The sequence below is a fragment of the Pseudomonas sp. CFBP 13711 genome (assembly GCF_014842265.1).
In the GTDB taxonomy this organism is placed as follows: Bacteria; Pseudomonadota; Gammaproteobacteria; order Pseudomonadales; family Pseudomonadaceae; genus Aquipseudomonas.
Window position 1 is genome coordinate 60,575 of sequence record NZ_JACYVI010000016.1, and the last position, 16,299, is coordinate 76,873.

Consider the following 16,299-nt stretch of genomic DNA (forward strand, 5'->3'; position numbering starts at 1 on the left):
AGGCATGAGCGAAAACCAAACGTACGACTCGACCAGTATTAAAGTGCTGAAAGGGCTCGATGCCGTACGCAAACGTCCTGGTATGTATATCGGCGACACAGACGACGGCAGCGGCCTGCACCATATGGTGTTCGAGGTTGTGGACAACTCGATCGACGAGGCGTTGGCCGGTCACTGTGACGATATCAGCATCATCATTCACCCGGATGAGTCGATCACTGTTCGCGACAACGGTCGTGGCATTCCGGTTGATGTGCACAAAGAAGAAGGCGTGTCCGCTGCCGAAGTCATCATGACTGTGTTGCACGCCGGCGGTAAGTTTGACGATAACTCCTACAAGGTATCTGGCGGTCTGCACGGTGTGGGCGTGTCAGTCGTCAACGCGCTGTCCGAGGTTTTGAATCTCACCGTTCGCCGTAGTGGAAAAGTCTGGGAACAGACCTACGTACACGGTGTTCCACAAGAACCGATGCAAATCGTTGGCGAAAGTGACACCACGGGAACAGAGATCCACTTCAAGCCCTCCTCTGAAACCTTCAAGAACATTCACTTCAGCTGGGACATTCTGGCCAAGCGGATTCGTGAGCTGTCTTTCCTGAACTCCGGCGTGGGTATCGTCCTTAAAGACGAGCGTAGCGGCAAGGAAGAGCTGTTCAAATATGAAGGTGGTCTGCGGGCATTCGTTGAATACCTGAACACCAACAAGACGCCGGTGAACCAGGTCTTTCACTTCAACATCCAGCGTGAAGACGGCATCGGCGTAGAGATTGCTCTGCAGTGGAATGACAGCTTCAACGAAAACCTGCTGTGCTTCACCAACAACATTCCGCAGCGCGACGGCGGTACCCACCTCGTGGGTTTCCGTTCTGCCCTGACGCGTAACCTGAACAACTACATCGAGCAGGAAGGTCTGGCGAAGAAGCACAAAGTCGCCACCACCGGCGACGATGCGCGTGAAGGCCTGACGGCGATTATCTCCGTCAAAGTCCCTGATCCAAAGTTCAGCTCGCAGACGAAAGACAAGCTGGTGTCTTCGGAAGTGAAGACCGCGGTTGAACAGGAGATGGGCAAATACTTCTCTGATTTCTTGCTCGAGAACCCGAACGAAGCGAAAGCCGTCGTCGGCAAGATGATCGACGCAGCACGTGCTCGTGAAGCTGCGCGTAAAGCCCGTGAGATGACTCGCCGCAAAGGTGCGCTGGATATTGCAGGCCTGCCCGGCAAACTGGCTGACTGCCAGGAAAAGGACCCTGCCCTTTCCGAACTGTATCTCGTGGAAGGTGACTCTGCTGGCGGCTCCGCCAAGCAGGGACGGAACCGTAAGACTCAGGCCATCCTGCCACTCAAGGGCAAGATCCTGAACGTGGAAAAGGCGCGCTTCGACAAGATGATCTCGTCCCAGGAAGTGGGCACGTTGATCACGGCACTGGGCTGCGGTATCGGCCGTGACGAATACAACATCGAGAAGCTGCGCTACCACAACATCATCATCATGACCGATGCCGACGTCGACGGTTCGCACATCCGTACCCTGTTGCTGACCTTCTTCTTCCGTCAATTGCCGGAACTGGTTGAGCGTGGCTACATCTACATTGCCCAGCCGCCGCTGTACAAGGTGAAGAAAGGCAAGCAAGAGCAGTACATCAAAGACGACGAGGCCATGGAAGAGTACATGACCCAGTCGGCCCTGGAAGATGCGAGCCTGCACCTGAACGAATCGGCACCTGGCATCTCCGGTGCAGCTTTGGAGAAACTGGTTCACGATTTCCGTATGGTCATGAAGACCTTGAAACGTCTGTCCCGCCTGTACCCGCAAGAGCTGACCGAGCACTTCGTCTACCTGCCGGCTGTACCAATGGAGCAGTTGTCGGATCACGCAGCCATGCAAGACTGGCTGGCGAAGTTTGATGAACGTCTGCGTGTGGGTGAGAAATCCGGCCTGGTCTACAAAGCCAGCTTGCGCGAAGACCGCGAGCGTAACGTGTGGCTGCCAGAGGTCGAGCTGATCTCCCATGGTCTGTCCAACTACGTGACGTTCAACCGCGATTTCTTTGGTAGCAATGACTACAAAACAGTCACTGCGCTGGGTGCTCAGATCAGCACGCTGCTGGAAGAAGGCGCTTACGTCCAACGTGGCGAGCGCAAGAAAGCGGTCACAGAGTTCAAGGAAGCGCTGGCCTGGCTAATGGCAGAGAGCACCAAGCGCCACACCATCCAGCGCTACAAAGGTCTCGGTGAAATGAACCCGGATCAGTTGTGGGAAACCACGATGGACCCAAGCGTGCGGCGCATGCTCAAAGTGACGATCGAAGACGCCATCGGCGCTGATCAGATCTTCAACACCCTGATGGGTGATGCAGTAGAACCACGCCGCGACTTCATTGAAGCCAACGCACTGGCGGTGTCGAACCTGGATTTCTAAGGTCTAGCCGCTGAGAAAAGAGCCCCAACGATGCGAATCGATTGGGGCTTTTTTTGTCTAGAGTTTCAGCTCACGGTCTTGACTGGACTAATCGGCGATCGGGCCCGCCCTCTCCTGCTCAAGCGTTTGCCCCATTCGATACCGCGCTGTTCAATGAGGCGGTAGCTGACCGCAGATATACCCACGATGATGATCAACAGCCCAAGCAGCAGAGAGTTATCAGCCACTGCGTTGTTGAAAGAAAGCATCGGGCCTGGCGCCGCAGCAGCGTAAGTGACAAAGGTGTGGCCGACGACTTTTCCTAAAAGAAGCATGGCCAGGGTGAAAGCGAACAGTACCATCGCATGGGTCATGTAGATCGAGTAGGACAGCACGCCCAGCTTCTCGAACGGGCGAGCTTTCAGCAAGGTCGAGATCACCCCTCCCTCAAAGGAGAAAATCAACATGACCGCGCAGAACACCAGCATCAGAGCGATCTGTTTGTGATCGATGTTACTCACCAGCACACTCACTGTGAGGCAAATCCCGACTACTTCCAGGCCAGTGTGCAGCCAGCGCGAAATGCTCTTGGTGTGGATAACCTGATAGAGGTGATAGGTCATCACCCCTGCAAAGAAACAGGACAGTCCCTGCAATGCGGGCTCCACCAGAGAGCCAAGTCCCAAGGACAAACAGACCATAGCTACCAACGAGATTATCAGAAATATCAGCGTGGCAAGGCGTGTGGCGTGCACAAGAGTATCCCCGCGAAGATCATGTAGATGTAGTACTCGACACTGATGCTCCACGCCGGAAAGTTGAATGACTGCGGATTGAATCCCGGCCACCACGATTGCAACAGAAGCAGATTGGGGATGATTTCCTGGGGCGCGCGCTGTCCGGTGAAGCTCGGCTGATTGAACGCTATGCCAGCATGCTCTGCGGCCAGCTTCAGCACCTCCAATGCGATGGCGAGCACGAGCACGAAGACGTGCAGGGGGTACAGTCGGAAGGTACGGGTGATAAAGAACTGCCTGAACTGGTCCGTCGTTGCGAGCCGCTGTCCGTAGGTGTGGACCATGACGAATCCGCTCAGGACAAAGAAAAAGCTCACCAATAATGAGCATTCCTGAAGAACGCCCACTCGCCGAAGCTCTGTGGAATGTGGATGTGATAGACCGCAACGCTGAGTGCGCAGATGCCCCTAAAGCCGTCCAGCACTTGGAACCTCTTCATCCCCAACTCCCTGTTGAATCGATACTGGATGCGTTACTCGGCGCTTTCGGTACGCAGGTCGTTATGCAGTGCGCTTCCCGGTCCTCGCCCGGCGGGTTTTCAAGGTGTCCATTCCACTACCCAGAACCGTAGTCAGCCGACGGCGCCAGGCCATAGCTGGCTTCTCGATGAAATGCCAGGAGAACACCGCTGCCACTAACGCAAGCGGGAACGCGAGAAACATCATGCTGGCGGGGCCGATACCTTTGAGCAGGTGGGCGAGCATTTCCTGAATCGGGAAGGCATAGATATAAACGCCGTATGAGTAATCACCCAGCTGGTTGTAACGGTCGACCACGGGGTGGGTTGCAAACCCGAGGTAGAAAATCAGATACGTCCACGCCACGGTAAAGCACTCGAAGAAATACGGCGTGCGCCATGTGCAGGCGGCTAATACGGCAAAAGGCAGGAAGCCGATGAATCGATGCGCGATGTGATGACGATATCGATAGAAAGACATGCCCAGCACAAACGGTAAACTCCACCTGAAGAAAAACTCGGCACGGTGGAAGTCATTGAGCAGAGCGCTGCTCAACATCAAGCATTTGAAGGCGACGTACAGCGCCGCGTAACACAGTAGAAAGCCGGTGAACTTACGCCCTTCGCTGAAAAAGGCTAATGCGCCAAGCGTGCCGACCAGAATGTAGAGAGCGACCTCATAGAAGAGCGTCCACAGCGACCCATTGATGCCGGGCCAAGGGGTGTTCTCGAACACGCCTGGGAGCTGGAATTTCATGCTGAAGAGCGTCAAATTGTGGGTCAGATAACCGTATGTTTCACCTGACCGGAAATATTCCGACGCACTCAGTGTCGTAAACAACGGCCCGATCAGAAACGCGCTGAGCAGCAGCACGAGTGTCAGACCAGGGTAGATGCGCAAAAACCGAGCAGTGAAGAAATCCACCGTACTGCCGGCGCGATCACGGCTAAGCGAGATAAAAAAGCCGGAGACGCAGAAGAATGTGATTACTGCCAGTTCCCCGAGGGAAAGGCCAATCCAGTCCGAGAGCGGCTCGACCGCATCATGGCCGAGTGCGAGAGGGTAACTGTGGGAGATCAGTACCGCAGTGGCGGCAAGCATTCTGATCAGGTTGAAGTTGTTGTTTCGTCTGGACGCCAGGTCACCCAACGTATTCATACTGCCTCCGCGCGCGATCAGGGTCATGTCGGTTCGATCCATTCACCGCTGTGACGCTCACGCTGTCGGAGACGCGCGATATCGCGAGGGTTGGAAATGGTGTTGAGCGTGAACGATACACCGGGCGTGGCGCGCGTCTAATTGGCATCCCTAATCGGGACGCGGATTACCTGCATGCCCTGTCAGCCAATAATTTGGCCCTGAAACTCGAACGATAGTTTTTATTGGGCAGGACTGTGTCACTGCGCCTCGATTGGGCGATGACAGCGGCAAAAACTTAAAGAACCCGTCGAATGACCCGTTGCATCAGGACAGATGTAAGACCAAGGAGCCTCAGTTATATGTCGATTCGCAAATACCAGAGAGTGCTGGCCATCCCACGAGTGCTGCCCGCGACATTGTTCATGTTCGTTGCGGGTTTGCCGCTGACCATCATGGGGCTCACGCTGAGCTTGCATGTACTCAACGAAATGGGCGGTAGTTATTTTGATGCGGGCGTGGTGGGGACAGCGACCGCCCTCGGGTTTGCGGTGGGCTCTCCCCTTCTCGGCCGGATGATTGACCGTCATGGCCTGCGCCCGGTAGTGGCCGTGTGCGGGACGCTGTCGACCCTCGCCTGGGTGTTGCTACCGATGGTGAGTTACTGGCTCTATGTCTTTCTGGCTTTTGTTGCCGGTCTCTTTACTGTGCCAACGGGCTCGCTCGCCAGGCAGTTCATCGCCAGTCTGGTGCCGGAGGATCAGCGCCGGCCTGCGTATTCTCTCAACATGATGCTTATGGAACTCTCATTCGTCATTGGGCCGGCGAGCGGCATTTTGCTCATCACCACGTATTCGGCGACGGCCACGCTGGCGGGCATCGGCCTCTGGCGGGCGCTCTCCTATGTCGTGCTCTATGTGTTGAACTGGCCGACGCGCAATGTTGACGAAGTCGCCGCAAATCCTGATCGCGTCCGACCCAAACTCCGCACATGGATGAGCGGCCGTCTGCTGGCCGTGATGTTTGTCAGTGCGGGTGCGTTGTTCGTGCTCTACGGCACCGAGCTGGCACTGATCGCTGTGCTGCGCGCCAGTGACCAGCTTGCCTTCACTGGGTATGTCATCGCCGCCATGTCCATCGCGTCCATTGTGGGTGGATACGTTCATGGGATTGTCCACAGGTCGTGGTCGCAGATGAAACTCGCCTTGGCAATGAGCCTGCTGCTGCTGCCCGTAGTGTTTTTTGATGACGTCTGGTGGTGGCTGATGCTCGCGCTGCTGCCCACCAATCTGTTGTGCACGCCGACGCTGGCCGCAGGCTCGGAAGCGGTTGCCAAGCTAGCGCCTTCCAGCGTGAGAGGTGAAGTAATGGGGCTGCACGATTCGGCGTACCGAATAGGCCAGACGCTTTCGGCGCCAATTGTAGGATTCGCCATCGACAGTGTTTCTCCCGCCATGGGATTTGTCGCAGCGGCGTGTGGAGGGATTGTGCTGGTGGGTCTAGGAGCGCTCTGCAATCTGCGGATATCAGCGCCGGCCAGAGCGGCTTGATCCACAGATCGGTCTCGGCCGCACAGGCTCAAGACCGGTCTTTTCAGGTCATCGGCAGACGATGAGAAAAAACTTATGCACGTATTGGCGTTTTAAGCGCTCGAAGAAATAAGCATTAAAATTAATGAGTTAGAAGTGAATTTCTCGAATTTCTACTTATTCGTGCACAGGTTATCCACAATTCACGCCGGTGATTTCTCGGGCGCAGGCGCAGGCATTGCGGGCGATCCCAAATCACGCTGGGTTTGCTCGTTCCAGGCCGAGACGCGATCGTTCAGCGCAGCGATTGCGCGAGGGCCAGTGCCCTCTGCGTACATCGGTTTGCCAATCACGACTTCGATGGTCCCCGGCTTTTTACCCCAGCCCTCTTTCGGCCAATAGCGGCCGGCGTTGTGGGAAATGGGCAGGACGGGCAAGTCCGCGTTAACCGCCAATGCCGATCCGCTGCGCGAGAACTTTCCGATCTGGCCGTACGGCACGCGTGTGCCTTCAGGGAAGATCAGCACCCAGACGCGATCTTTGAGCAACTCATCGCCTTTCTTCGCCACGACCTTCAGCGCCGCTTTGGGGTTATTGCGATCAATGGCGATGGGACGCAGCATCGCCATCGCCCAGCCGAAGAAAGGCACGTAGAGCAACTCCCGCTTGAGCACTTGGCTCAACGGCTGGAAATGCGCCGAGAGAAAAAACGTCTCCCACGTGCTCTGGTGATTGGAGACGATCACGCACGGCGTCTCGGGAATGTTTTCCTGGCCGGTAACATTGACCTTGATGTTGAGGAACACGCGGGTCAGCCACAAGGCGCAGCGGCACCAGTACACATTGATGAAGCGATAACGAAGACGGAACGGCAGGAAAGGTGCAATAAAGAAACTCAGCGAACACCACAGCAGGGCGGTAGTGCCCAGCAGCAGGTAAAAGAAGAAAATCCTGATGGCCTGCACAATCGACATAGCTGCTTTTACCGTTACGGGGCAATTGCCCGAATTGAGCGAGCCGTTGATAGCCGTTAGCCGTTCAACGGGGCGCTGTTGTGGATTAGTTCTGCGGCAACCGCCGCCAGATCATCGAAAACCAACGTGCCTGCGGGCAATGCACCGCTTCGCGTCTTCTGACCTTTACCGGTCATGACCAGAACAGGTTGTGAGTCGACGGCCACCGCCGCCTCCAGGTCACCCTTGCTGTCGCCCACAAACCACACGCCGCGTAAATCGACGGCGTAATGGCGGGCAATGGTCTTCAGCATGCCCGGTTTTGGCTTGCGGCAATCGCAGCCGGCGTCCGGGCCGTGGGGGCAATAAACAATCAGTCCGACCTCACCACCCTCCTCCGCCACGAGTTCACGCAAGCGTGCGTGCATGGCATCAAGGGTGGCGAGATCGTAGTAACCGCGAGCAATGCCGGACTGGTTGGTGGCCACTGTCACCGTCCAGCCGGCTTTACTTAGTTGCGCAATGGCCTCGATGGAGCCGGGAATCGGAACCCACTCGTCCACCGACTTGATGTAGGCGTCGGAGTCCAGGTTGATCACCCCGTCTCGATCGAGAATCAGCAACTTCACTGGCATGCGCTCCGCTGTCAGCCCAACAAGGAGATGTCGGCGACGCCGAGGAACAGATTGCGCAGGCGGGCGAGCAAGGCGTATCGGTTAGCCCGCACGCTGGCGTCCTCCGCGTTGACCATCACGGCCTCGAAAAACGCATCCACAGGCTCGCGAAGTGCCGCAAGACGCGTCAGCGCTTCGTTGTACTGACGGCTGGCGGACATCGGCGCGACGGCCTGATCTGCCTGCTGAATCGCCGAGTACAGCGAGAACTCGTTGGCGTTATCGAAGTACTTCGGCTCGACGGTCTGGGCGATGTTGCCATCTGCCTTGCTCAGCAGATTGGAAACCCGCTTGTTCACGGCGGCCAATGCTGCAGCCTCAGGCAATTTGCGGAAGGCCTGAACAGCCTGAACACGTTGATCGAAATCCAGCGCCGAAGCGGGCTGCAAAGCGCGCACCGACAGGTAGACAGAAACGTCGACGCTTTCGTCTTCATAGCGCGCGCGCAGACGATCGAAGATGAATTCGAGAACCTGCTCTGGCAGACCAGCAGGCTTGATCTTCACACCGAACTGAGCGACGGCGAACTGTACGGTTTTGACCAGATCCAGATCCAGTTTCTTCTCGATCAGGATGCGCAGGATGCCCAGCGCGGCCCGACGCAAAGCGTACGGGTCTTTGCTACCGGTCGGCAGCATGCCGATGCCGAAGATGCCCACGAGTGTGTCGAGCTTGTCGGCAATGGCAACAGCGGCGCCAGTCAGAGTGCCCGGCAATTCAGCACCAGCGCCACGTGGCATGTACTGTTCGTTCAACGCCAGCGCGACGTCTTCGGGTTCGCCGTCGGCCAAGGCGTAGTAGTAGCCTGCAACGCCCTGCATCTCGGGAAACTCGCCAACCATTTCGGTCGCCAGGTCGCACTTGGAGAGCAAGCCTGCACGCGCGGCGCGCTGAGCATCGCCGCCAATGCGGGGCGCGATGAACGCAGCGAGCTTGGAAACACGTTCGGCTTTGTCGAATACCGTGCCCAGTTGCGCCTGGAACACCACGTTCTGCAGACGCTGGTTGAATGTCTCCAGCTTCTGCTTCTTGTCCTGCTTAAAGAAGAACTCAGCGTCGGTCAGACGCGGGCGAACGACTTTCTCGTTACCGTGGACGATCTGGGAAGGGTCCTTGCTGTCGATGTTCGCGACAGTAATGAAGCGCGGCAGCAGCTTGCCTTCGGCATCCAGCAGGCAGAAGTACTTCTGGTTGTCCTGCATCGTGGTGATAAGGGCTTCCTGCGGTACTTCAAGGAAACGCTCCTCGAACGAGCACACCAGCGGCACGGGCCACTCGACCAGCGCAGTCACTTCATCGAGCAATGCCGGCGGCACGATGGCGGTGCCTTCGTGTTGCGTGGCGAGCTCTTCAACGCGCTTGCTGATCAGCTGACGACGCTCGTTGAAGTCCGCGAGCACGTAGGCCGCGCGCAAGTCGCTGGCGTAGTTGGCCGGCGAGGTAATGCGCACGCTGTCCGGATGATGGAAGCGATGGCCACGGGATTCACGGCCGGACGTCTGGGCAAGAAGGGTGCAATCGACGACTTGATCGCCAAACAGCATGACCAGCCACTGGGTCGGACGTACGAACTCTTCCTTGCGCGCGCCCCAGCGCATGCGCTTCGGAATCGGCAGGTCGTTGAGCGAATCTTCGACGATGGTCGGCAGCAGGCTCAACGTTGGCTTGCCAGGGATGCTCTGGCTGTAACGCAGCTTCGGGCCGCTCTGATCGATTTCGCTCAGGTCGACGCCGCACTTCTTGGCGAAGCCCAACGCCGCCTGGGTCGGGTTGCCCTCGGCATCGAACGCGGCTTGGCGTGGCGGGCCGTCCAGGTTGACGCTGCGATCCGGTTGCTCGGTGGCGAGCTGGGTAATCAGCACGGCCAGACGGCGTGGCGCGGCATAGACCTGCTTGGCGCTGTAGGTCAGACCGGCAGCCTGCAGGCCTTTTTCAATACCGGCCATAAACGCATCGGCCAAGGTATTCAATGCTTTGGGTGGCAGTTCTTCAGTGCCCAGTTCAACCAGAAAATCGTGAGCACTCATTGCGCAGCCTCCAGCTTGGCCAACACTTCATCGCGGATATCGGGCGCGGCCATCGGGAAACCGAGCTTGGCCCGGGCCATCAGGTACGCCTGGGCCACGGAGCGAGCCAGGGTGCGGACGCGCAGAATGTACTGCTGACGCGCCGTCACGGAAATCGCGCGACGGGCATCCAGCAAGTTAAAGGTGTGAGAGGCCTTGAGGACCATTTCGTAGCTCGGCAATGGCAGCTCGACTTCGATCAGGCGCACGGCTTCGCTTTCATAGAAATCGAACAGCTCGAACAGCTTGTCGACGTTGGCGTGCTCGAAGTTATAGGTCGATTGCTCCACTTCGTTCTGATGGAACACATCGCCGTAGGTGACTTTGCCGAACGGGCCGTCAGTCCAGACCAGGTCGTAGACCGACTCGACGCCTTGCAGGTACATCGCCAGACGTTCGAGGCCGTAGGTGATCTCGCCCGTGACCGGGTAGCACTCGATGCCGCCGACTTGTTGGAAATAGGTGAATTGCGACACTTCCATGCCGTTCAGCCAAATCTCCCAGCCCAGGCCCCAGGCGCCGAGGGTTGGGGATTCCCAGTTGTCTTCGACAAAGCGGACGTCGTGCACGAGCGGGTCGAGGCCCACGTGCTTCAGGGAGCCGAGGTAGAGCTCCTGGAAATTGTCCGGGTTGGGCTTGAGGACGACCTGGAATTGATAGTAGTGCTGCAGGCGATTCGGGTTCTCGCCATAACGGCCATCGGTAGGACGACGGCTCGGTTGTACGTAGGCGGCGTTCCAGGTTTCCGGGCCGATGGCGCGCAGAAACGTAGCGGTGTGGAAAGTGCCGGCGCCCACTTCCATATCGTAGGGCTGAAGTACCACACAACCTTGCTCAGCCCAGTATTGCTGGAGGGCGAGGATCAAGTCTTGGAAGGTACGCACGGCTGGCGTAGGCTGGCTCACGAAATTCACCTGTACTGGGGGGCTGCGATTTAAAGAGCGGGAGTATACCCGATTCGGCCGCGCCTCCACCCTTGGGAGCCCTATGCCACGCTGCTTTTGGTGCAACGAAGATCCGCTTTACATGGACTACCACGATCAAGAGTGGGGTGTGCCGTTGCGCGATGCGCAGATGCTGTTCGAGTTCCTGTTGCTCGAAGGGTTCCAGGCAGGGCTGTCGTGGATCACCATCCTGAAAAAGCGCGAGCGCTACCGCGAAGTGATGTTCGGCTTCGACGTCCAGCGCATCGCCGCGATGACCGATGCGGAAATCGAGGCCCTGATGCTGGAGCCCGGCATTGTGCGCAACCGTCTCAAACTCAATGCCGCGCGCAAGAACGCTCTGGCCTGGTTGCGGCTCGAGGATCCGGTCGCGTTTGTCTGGTCCTTTGTCGGAGGCGAGCCGAAGGTCAATCACTTCAAGGATCGCAGCGAGGTTCCGGCCATTACGCCTGAGGCCGAAGCGATGAGCAAAGCGCTGAAGAAAGCCGGCTTCACCTTCGTCGGCCCGACCATCTGTTATGCCTACATGCAGGCCACCGGCATGGTGATGGACCATACGGTTGATTGCGATCGATACGCCGAGCTGGTGGGTGATGTGGATAATCGGCTTCCATGAATGGTTACAATGGCCGCCTCATGTTTTCGGGAGTAATCTGTGGATAAGTTCAAAGGCGCCTTGATGGTCGGGGTACTGCGTCTGTTTGCCCTGTTGCCGTGGCGCGCAGTGCAATGGGTCGGCACCTGCATTGGCTGGCTGATGTGGAAGTTGCCTAACCGGTCTCGCGACGTCGCGCACATCAACCTGTCCAAGTGCTTCCCTGAACTTAGCCCTGAAGAACTCGAAGCACTGGTCGGCCGCAGTCTGATGGACATCGGCAAGACCCTGACCGAAAGCGCCTGCGCGTGGATCTGGCCGGCGCAGAAGTCGATCAATCTGGTTCGCGAAGTCGTAGGGCTTCAGGTGTTGAAAGACGCTTTGGCGTCGGGCAAGGGCGTCGTTGGTATTACCAGCCATCTCGGCAACTGGGAAGTGCTCAACCACTTCTACTGCAGCCAGTGCAAACCGATCATTTTCTACCGGCCACCCAAGCTCAAGGCCGTGGACGATCTGCTGCGCAAGCAGCGCGTACAGTTGGGGAACCGCGTCGCAGCGTCCACTAAGGAAGGCATTCTCAGCGTCATCAAGGAAGTGCGCAAAGGTGGCTCGGTCGGCATTCCGGCGGACCCGGAACCCGCTGAGTCAGCAGGCGTCTTCGTGCCCTTCTGCGGGACGATGGCCCTGACCAGCAAGTTCGTCCCGAACATGCTGGCGGGCGGCAAAGCGGTGGGCGTTTTTCTTCACGCGATGCGTCTGGAGGATGGCTCTGGCTACAAAGTCGTACTCGAAGCCGCGCCTGACGACATGTACAGCACCGATACCGCTACGTCGGCAGCTGCCATGAGCAAGGTGGTTGAGAAATACGTGCGGGCCTATCCAAGCCAATACATGTGGACCATGAAGCGCTTCAAGAAACGCCCCGAGGGTGAGAAGCGCTGGTATTGAGCTTTTAAAAAAAGCTCAAACCCACCTGAAACAGCCGCTCCACGTCGCGGATGTACTTTTTATCCACAAGGAACATGACCACGTGATCGCCCGATTCGATCACAGTGCTGTCATGGGCAATGATCACCTGATCGGCACGGGTGATGGCGCCAATGGTCGTGCCGGGCGGCAGGTTGATGTGCATGATGGCTTTGCCAATCACCTTGCTGGATTTGGCATCGCCATGGGCGACGATTTCGATGGCTTCCGCCGCGCCCCGACGCAATGAATGCACGCTGACGATATCGCCGCGCCGCACGTGCGCCAGCAACGTGCCGATGGTGGCGAGCTGAGGGCTCACAGCGACATCAATTTCCCCGCCTTGCACCAGGTCGACATAGGCCGGGTTGTTGATGATAGTCATCACCTTCTTCGCGCCGAGACGTTTGGCCAGTAACGACGACATGATGTTTGCCTCGTCGTCGTTGGTCAGCGCCAGAAACAGGTCGGCATTGTCGATGTTCTCTTCCACAAGCAGGTCGCGATCCGAAGAGCTGCCTTGCAGGATCACCGTGTTGTTGAGCGTGTCAGAGAGGTGACGGCATCGTGCCGGGTTCATCTCGATGATCTTGACCTGATAGCGGTTCTCGATGGCCTCCGCCAGCCGCTCGCCGATCTGCCCGCCGCCGGCAATCACGATGCGCTTGTAGCTCACATCCAGACGACGCATCTCGCCCATAACGGCGCGAATATCCGCTTTGGCAGCGATGAAAAAGACCTCGTCGTCAGCCTCGATAACCGTATCGCCCTGAGGAATGATCGGACGGTCGCGACGGAAAATAGCCGCGACGCGAGTCTCGACATTGGGCATGTGCGTACGCAGTTGACGCAGTTGCTGCCCCACCAGAGGGCCGCCGTAGTACGCCTTGACCGCCACCATCTGCACCTTGCCGCCGGCGAAGTCGATGACTTGCAGCGCGCTGGGGTATTCGATGAGCCGCTTGATGTAATGGGTGACCACTTGCTCAGGGCTGATTAGCACGTCCACGGGAATGGCGCCGTTGGCGAACAGGCCTGAGCGGGTCAGGTACGCCGACTCGCGAACACGGGCAATCTTGGTCGGGGTCTGGAACAGTGTGTACGCGACCTGGCAGGCGACCATGTTGGTCTCGTCGCTGCTGGTGACGGCCACCAGCATGTCAGCGTCGTCGGCGCCGGCCTGACGCAGCACGGTCGGAAATGAGCCGCGACCATGAACGGTGCGGATATCGAGGCGATCACCCAACGCTCGCAGACGATCCTGATCGGTGTCCACGACGGTGATGTCGTTGGCTTCGCTGGCCAGGTGCTCGGCCAGCGTACCGCCGACCTGCCCTGCGCCGAGAATGATGATCTTCAATCAGTCTCTCCTTGAAATGATGATTCCGTCACCCCGGGTACTTGTCTTCACGCCGCCGCAATCTTGATCAGTTTGGCGTAGTAAAACCCGTCATGCCCGCCTTCCTGGGCCAGCAACTGACGGCCGTGGGGCTGCTTTAGACCGGGAGGCGGATTGCCTTGCTGACCGGCAATGTCCAGCTCCCGAGCCCCCGACGTACGCGCCAGGAATGCATCAATGACTTCGGTGTTTTCAGTCGGCAGGGTCGAGCATGTGGCGTACAGCAAGATCCCGCCGACCTGCAGCGTCGGCCACAGCGCGTCGAGCAATTCGCCCTGCAGCGCGGCGAGGGCAGGAATATCATCGGCCTGACGGGTCAGCTTGATGTCGGGGTGGCGGCGAATGACGCCAGTCGCCGAGCAAGGCGCGTCCAGCAGAATGCGCTGGAAGGGTTTGCCATCCCACCATAGATCCGTGGCGCGGGCGTCGGCGGCGATGAGTTCGGCACTCAGGCCCAGGCGATCCAGGTTCTCTTTGACCCGCACCATGCGCTTGGCTTCAAGATCCACCGCAACGACGCCTGCCAGGCCCGGTTGGACTTCCAGCAGATGGCAGGTCTTGCTACCCGGTGCGCAACAGGCATCCAGCACACGTTGACCCGGCGCCAGCTCCAACAAGTCGGCGGCCAGTTGCGCTGCCTCATCCTGAACGCTGATCCAGCCCTCGGCGAAACCCGGCAGCGAGCGAACATCGCCCGGTTCGGTAAGCACGATGCCGTCCTGGCTGAACGTGCTCGGCGCCGCTGCGATGCCTGTGTCCAGTAACAGCTGAAGGTACTGCTCGCGGGTTTTGTGCCGGCGGTTGACCCGTAAAATCATCGGCGGGTGGGCGTTGTTTGCCGCACAAATCGCTTCCCAATGCTCAGGCCAGGCGGCTTTCAACGCTTTTTGCAGCCAGCGTGGATGAGCAGTGCGCACCACCGGATCGTGTTCCAGTTCTGTCAGCAGTGCCTCACCTTCCCGTTGGGCTCGACGCAGCACGGCGTTGAGCAGCGCTTTTGCCCACGGTTTTTTCAGTTTGTCGGCGCAGCCCACGGTTTCGCCGATAGCGGCGTGGGCAGGAATCCGCGAATAGAACAGCTGATACAGGCCCACCAGCAATAAAGCCTGCACGTCGTTATCAGCGGTTTTGAAGGGTTTCTGCAGCAGCTTGGCCGCCAGCGCGGAGAGCCTTGGCTCCCAACGCGCGGTGCCAAATGCCAGATCCTGGGTCAGGCCGCGGTCGCGGTCTTCAACCTTGTCCAGTTGCGTGGGCAAGGAGCTATTCAGCGATGCCTTGCCACTCAGTACGGCAGCCAGGGCCTTGGCAGCGGCCAGACGCGGGTTCATTGAGCATCCACCGCTTGGCCGAGGACAGTGCCGACGGCGAACTTCTCGCGGCGGCTGTTGAACAGGTCAGCGAAGCCCAGCGGTTTGCCGCCGGGGAGTTGCAGACGCGTCAGACGCAGCGCGCCGTCACCGCACGCGACCAGCAGGCCGTCTTTGCTTGCGTCGATGATGCTGCCGGGCGTGCCCTCCCCGTCGGCGATCTGCGCGGCCAGAACCTTCAGCGCTTCGCCGTTGAGCGTGGTGTGGCAGATCGGCCATGGGTTGAAGGCGCGTACCAGTCGCTCCAGCTCGACGGCCGGGCGGGTCCAGTCGATACGTGCTTCATCTTTGTTCAGTTTGTGCGCATAGGTGGCGAGGCTGTCGTCCTGTACTTCGCCCACCAGCGTACCGTCTGCCAGGCCGGCAATGGCATGAATCACCGCAGGCGGGCCGAGCTCAGCGAGACGATCGTGCAGCGTACCGCCGGTGTCGTCGGCCGTGATCGGGGTCGTCACCTTGAGCAGCATCGGGCCGGTGTCCAGCCCCGCTTCCATACGCATGACCGTCACGCCGCTCTCGGCATCGCCGGCCTGCACCGCGCGCTGGATCGGCGCAGCACCGCGCCAGCGTGGGAGCAACGAGGCGTGGCTGTTGATGCAGCCCAGACGCGGAATATCCAGTACGGCCTGCGGCAGGATCAGGCCATAGGCGACCACGACCAGCAGGTCCGGTTGCAACGCGGCCAGCTCGGCCTGGGCTTCGGGTGCGCGCAAGGTGGGCGGCTGCATGACAGGAATGTTGTGCTGGAGGGCAAGCTGCTTGACCGGGCTCGGCATCAGCTTCTGACCACGACCGGCCGGGCGATCTGGCTGGGTGTACACCGCAATGACGTCGTGGGGACTGTCGAGCAGGGCTTTCAAATGCTCGGCGGCGAATTCCGGGGTGCCGGCGAACACGATGCGCAGTGGCTCAGTCATGGGCTTCTCTTGAGTATGACGGTAGAAACGCGCTTGCCCGCGATGGCGTGGTGTCAGCCGACAAATGCGGCAGAGGACAGGTCGCTATCGCGGGCA

15 protein-coding genes are annotated in these 16,299 nt (G+C 58.8%); 4 read left to right on the plus strand and 11 right to left on the minus strand.

Features of this window, described 5'->3' with window-relative positions; all coding sequences use genetic code 11:
- Positions 1-4 precede the first annotated feature (4 nt).
- Positions 5-2,422, plus strand: a complete 2,418-nt coding sequence (gene gyrB / locus IFT47_RS23775) for a DNA topoisomerase (ATP-hydrolyzing) subunit B (RefSeq protein WP_192174394.1) — start codon at positions 5-7, stop codon at positions 2,420-2,422.
- 65 nt (positions 2,423-2,487) lie between these two features.
- Here gyrB and IFT47_RS23780 read toward each other — a convergent pair whose 3' ends face one another.
- The 4 genes from IFT47_RS23780 to IFT47_RS23790 all read right to left on the minus strand — a co-directional run bounded on the left by IFT47_RS23780 (position 2,488) and on the right by IFT47_RS23790 (position 4,841).
- Entirely contained in the window at positions 2,488-3,057 is a 570-nt protein-coding gene (locus IFT47_RS23780; RefSeq protein WP_192176546.1) for an acyltransferase family protein, read from the minus strand.
- 71 nt (positions 3,058-3,128) lie between these two features.
- On the minus strand, positions 3,129-3,482 hold the full coding sequence (locus IFT47_RS23785) for a hypothetical protein (RefSeq protein ID WP_192174396.1): 354 nt from the start codon (positions 3,480-3,482) through the stop codon (positions 3,129-3,131).
- A 29-nt stretch (positions 3,483-3,511) separates the two neighbouring features.
- Positions 3,512-3,637 (minus strand): hypothetical protein, encoded by a 126-nt coding sequence (locus IFT47_RS27890; protein WP_274598133.1) that lies wholly within the window; start codon positions 3,635-3,637, stop codon positions 3,512-3,514.
- Positions 3,638-3,698: 61 nt separating this feature from the next.
- Positions 3,699-4,841 carry an acyltransferase family protein gene (locus IFT47_RS23790; protein WP_192174397.1) on the minus strand — a complete coding sequence of 381 codons (1,143 nt, stop codon included), beginning with the start codon at positions 4,839-4,841 and terminating at the stop codon, positions 3,699-3,701.
- 314 nt (positions 4,842-5,155) lie between these two features.
- On the opposite strand from IFT47_RS23790, the gene IFT47_RS23795 reads away from it, so the two are divergent.
- On the plus strand, positions 5,156-6,343 hold the full coding sequence (locus IFT47_RS23795) for an MFS transporter (RefSeq protein ID WP_197984121.1): 1,188 nt from the start codon (positions 5,156-5,158) through the stop codon (positions 6,341-6,343).
- A 182-nt stretch (positions 6,344-6,525) separates the two neighbouring features.
- Here IFT47_RS23795 and IFT47_RS23800 read toward each other — a convergent pair whose 3' ends face one another.
- Genes IFT47_RS23800 through glyQ form a run of 4 tightly spaced genes read right to left on the minus strand, consistent with a single transcriptional unit; the run spans position 6,526 to position 10,920 of the window.
- On the minus strand, positions 6,526-7,296 hold the full coding sequence (locus tag IFT47_RS23800) for a lysophospholipid acyltransferase family protein (protein WP_192174398.1): 771 nt from the start codon (positions 7,294-7,296) through the stop codon (positions 6,526-6,528).
- A 56-nt stretch (positions 7,297-7,352) separates the two neighbouring features.
- Complete coding sequence (gene gmhB / locus IFT47_RS23805) at positions 7,353-7,910, minus strand: D-glycero-beta-D-manno-heptose 1,7-bisphosphate 7-phosphatase (RefSeq protein WP_192174399.1); 558 nt, start codon at positions 7,908-7,910, stop codon at positions 7,353-7,355.
- An 11-nt stretch (positions 7,911-7,921) separates the two neighbouring features.
- Complete coding sequence (gene glyS, locus IFT47_RS23810) at positions 7,922-9,976, minus strand: glycine--tRNA ligase subunit beta (protein WP_192174400.1); 2,055 nt, start codon at positions 9,974-9,976, stop codon at positions 7,922-7,924.
- Entirely contained in the window at positions 9,973-10,920 is a 948-nt protein-coding gene (gene glyQ / locus IFT47_RS23815) for a glycine--tRNA ligase subunit alpha (protein WP_065988033.1), read from the minus strand. The genes glyS and glyQ overlap by 4 nt, the downstream gene beginning before the upstream one ends.
- A gap of 82 nt (positions 10,921-11,002) precedes the next feature.
- Between glyQ and IFT47_RS23820 the strand changes: the two genes are divergently transcribed.
- Complete coding sequence (locus IFT47_RS23820) at positions 11,003-11,575, plus strand: DNA-3-methyladenine glycosylase I (protein ID WP_192174401.1); 573 nt, start codon at positions 11,003-11,005, stop codon at positions 11,573-11,575.
- 39 nt (positions 11,576-11,614) lie between these two features.
- On the plus strand, positions 11,615-12,502 hold the full coding sequence (locus tag IFT47_RS23825) for a lysophospholipid acyltransferase (RefSeq protein WP_192174402.1): 888 nt from the start codon (positions 11,615-11,617) through the stop codon (positions 12,500-12,502).
- Positions 12,503-12,506: 4 nt separating this feature from the next.
- Here IFT47_RS23825 and trkA read toward each other — a convergent pair whose 3' ends face one another.
- Genes trkA through fmt form a run of 3 tightly spaced genes read right to left on the minus strand, consistent with a single transcriptional unit; the run spans position 12,507 to position 16,203 of the window.
- Positions 12,507-13,880, minus strand: a complete 1,374-nt coding sequence (gene trkA, locus IFT47_RS23830) for a Trk system potassium transporter TrkA (RefSeq protein WP_172610176.1) — start codon at positions 13,878-13,880, stop codon at positions 12,507-12,509.
- 47 nt (positions 13,881-13,927) lie between these two features.
- Positions 13,928-15,247 carry a 16S rRNA (cytosine(967)-C(5))-methyltransferase RsmB gene (rsmB, locus tag IFT47_RS23835; RefSeq protein WP_192174403.1) on the minus strand — a complete coding sequence of 440 codons (1,320 nt, stop codon included), beginning with the start codon at positions 15,245-15,247 and terminating at the stop codon, positions 13,928-13,930.
- Positions 15,244-16,203, minus strand: a complete 960-nt coding sequence (fmt, locus tag IFT47_RS23840) for a methionyl-tRNA formyltransferase (protein ID WP_192174404.1) — start codon at positions 16,201-16,203, stop codon at positions 15,244-15,246. The genes rsmB and fmt overlap by 4 nt, the downstream gene beginning before the upstream one ends.
- Positions 16,204-16,299: the final 96 nt, after the last annotated feature.

Excerpts from the sequence above, each read along its gene's own strand:
- rsmB (WP_192174403.1), bottom strand. The coding sequence starts at position 15,247 with ATGAACCCGCGTCTGGCCGCTGCCAAGGCCCTGGCTGCCGTACTGAGT.
- IFT47_RS27890 (WP_274598133.1), bottom strand. The coding sequence starts at position 3,637 with ATGAAGAGGTTCCAAGTGCTGGACGGCTTTAGGGGCATCTGCGCACTC.
- glyS (WP_192174400.1), bottom strand. The coding sequence starts at position 9,976 with ATGAGTGCTCACGATTTTCTGGTTGAACTGGGCACTGAAGAACTGCCA.
- IFT47_RS23795 (WP_197984121.1), top strand. The coding sequence starts at position 5,156 with ATGTCGATTCGCAAATACCAGAGAGTGCTGGCCATCCCACGAGTGCTG.
- gmhB (WP_192174399.1), bottom strand. The coding sequence starts at position 7,910 with ATGCCAGTGAAGTTGCTGATTCTCGATCGAGACGGGGTGATCAACCTG.
- IFT47_RS23785 (WP_192174396.1), bottom strand. The coding sequence starts at position 3,482 with ATGGTCCACACCTACGGACAGCGGCTCGCAACGACGGACCAGTTCAGG.
- gyrB (WP_192174394.1), top strand. The coding sequence starts at position 5 with ATGAGCGAAAACCAAACGTACGACTCGACCAGTATTAAAGTGCTGAAA.
- IFT47_RS23820 (WP_192174401.1), top strand. The coding sequence starts at position 11,003 with ATGCCACGCTGCTTTTGGTGCAACGAAGATCCGCTTTACATGGACTAC.
- fmt (WP_192174404.1), bottom strand. The coding sequence starts at position 16,203 with ATGACTGAGCCACTGCGCATCGTGTTCGCCGGCACCCCGGAATTCGCC.
- IFT47_RS23790 (WP_192174397.1), bottom strand. The coding sequence starts at position 4,841 with ATGACCCTGATCGCGCGCGGAGGCAGTATGAATACGTTGGGTGACCTG.
- IFT47_RS23800 (WP_192174398.1), bottom strand. The coding sequence starts at position 7,296 with ATGTCGATTGTGCAGGCCATCAGGATTTTCTTCTTTTACCTGCTGCTG.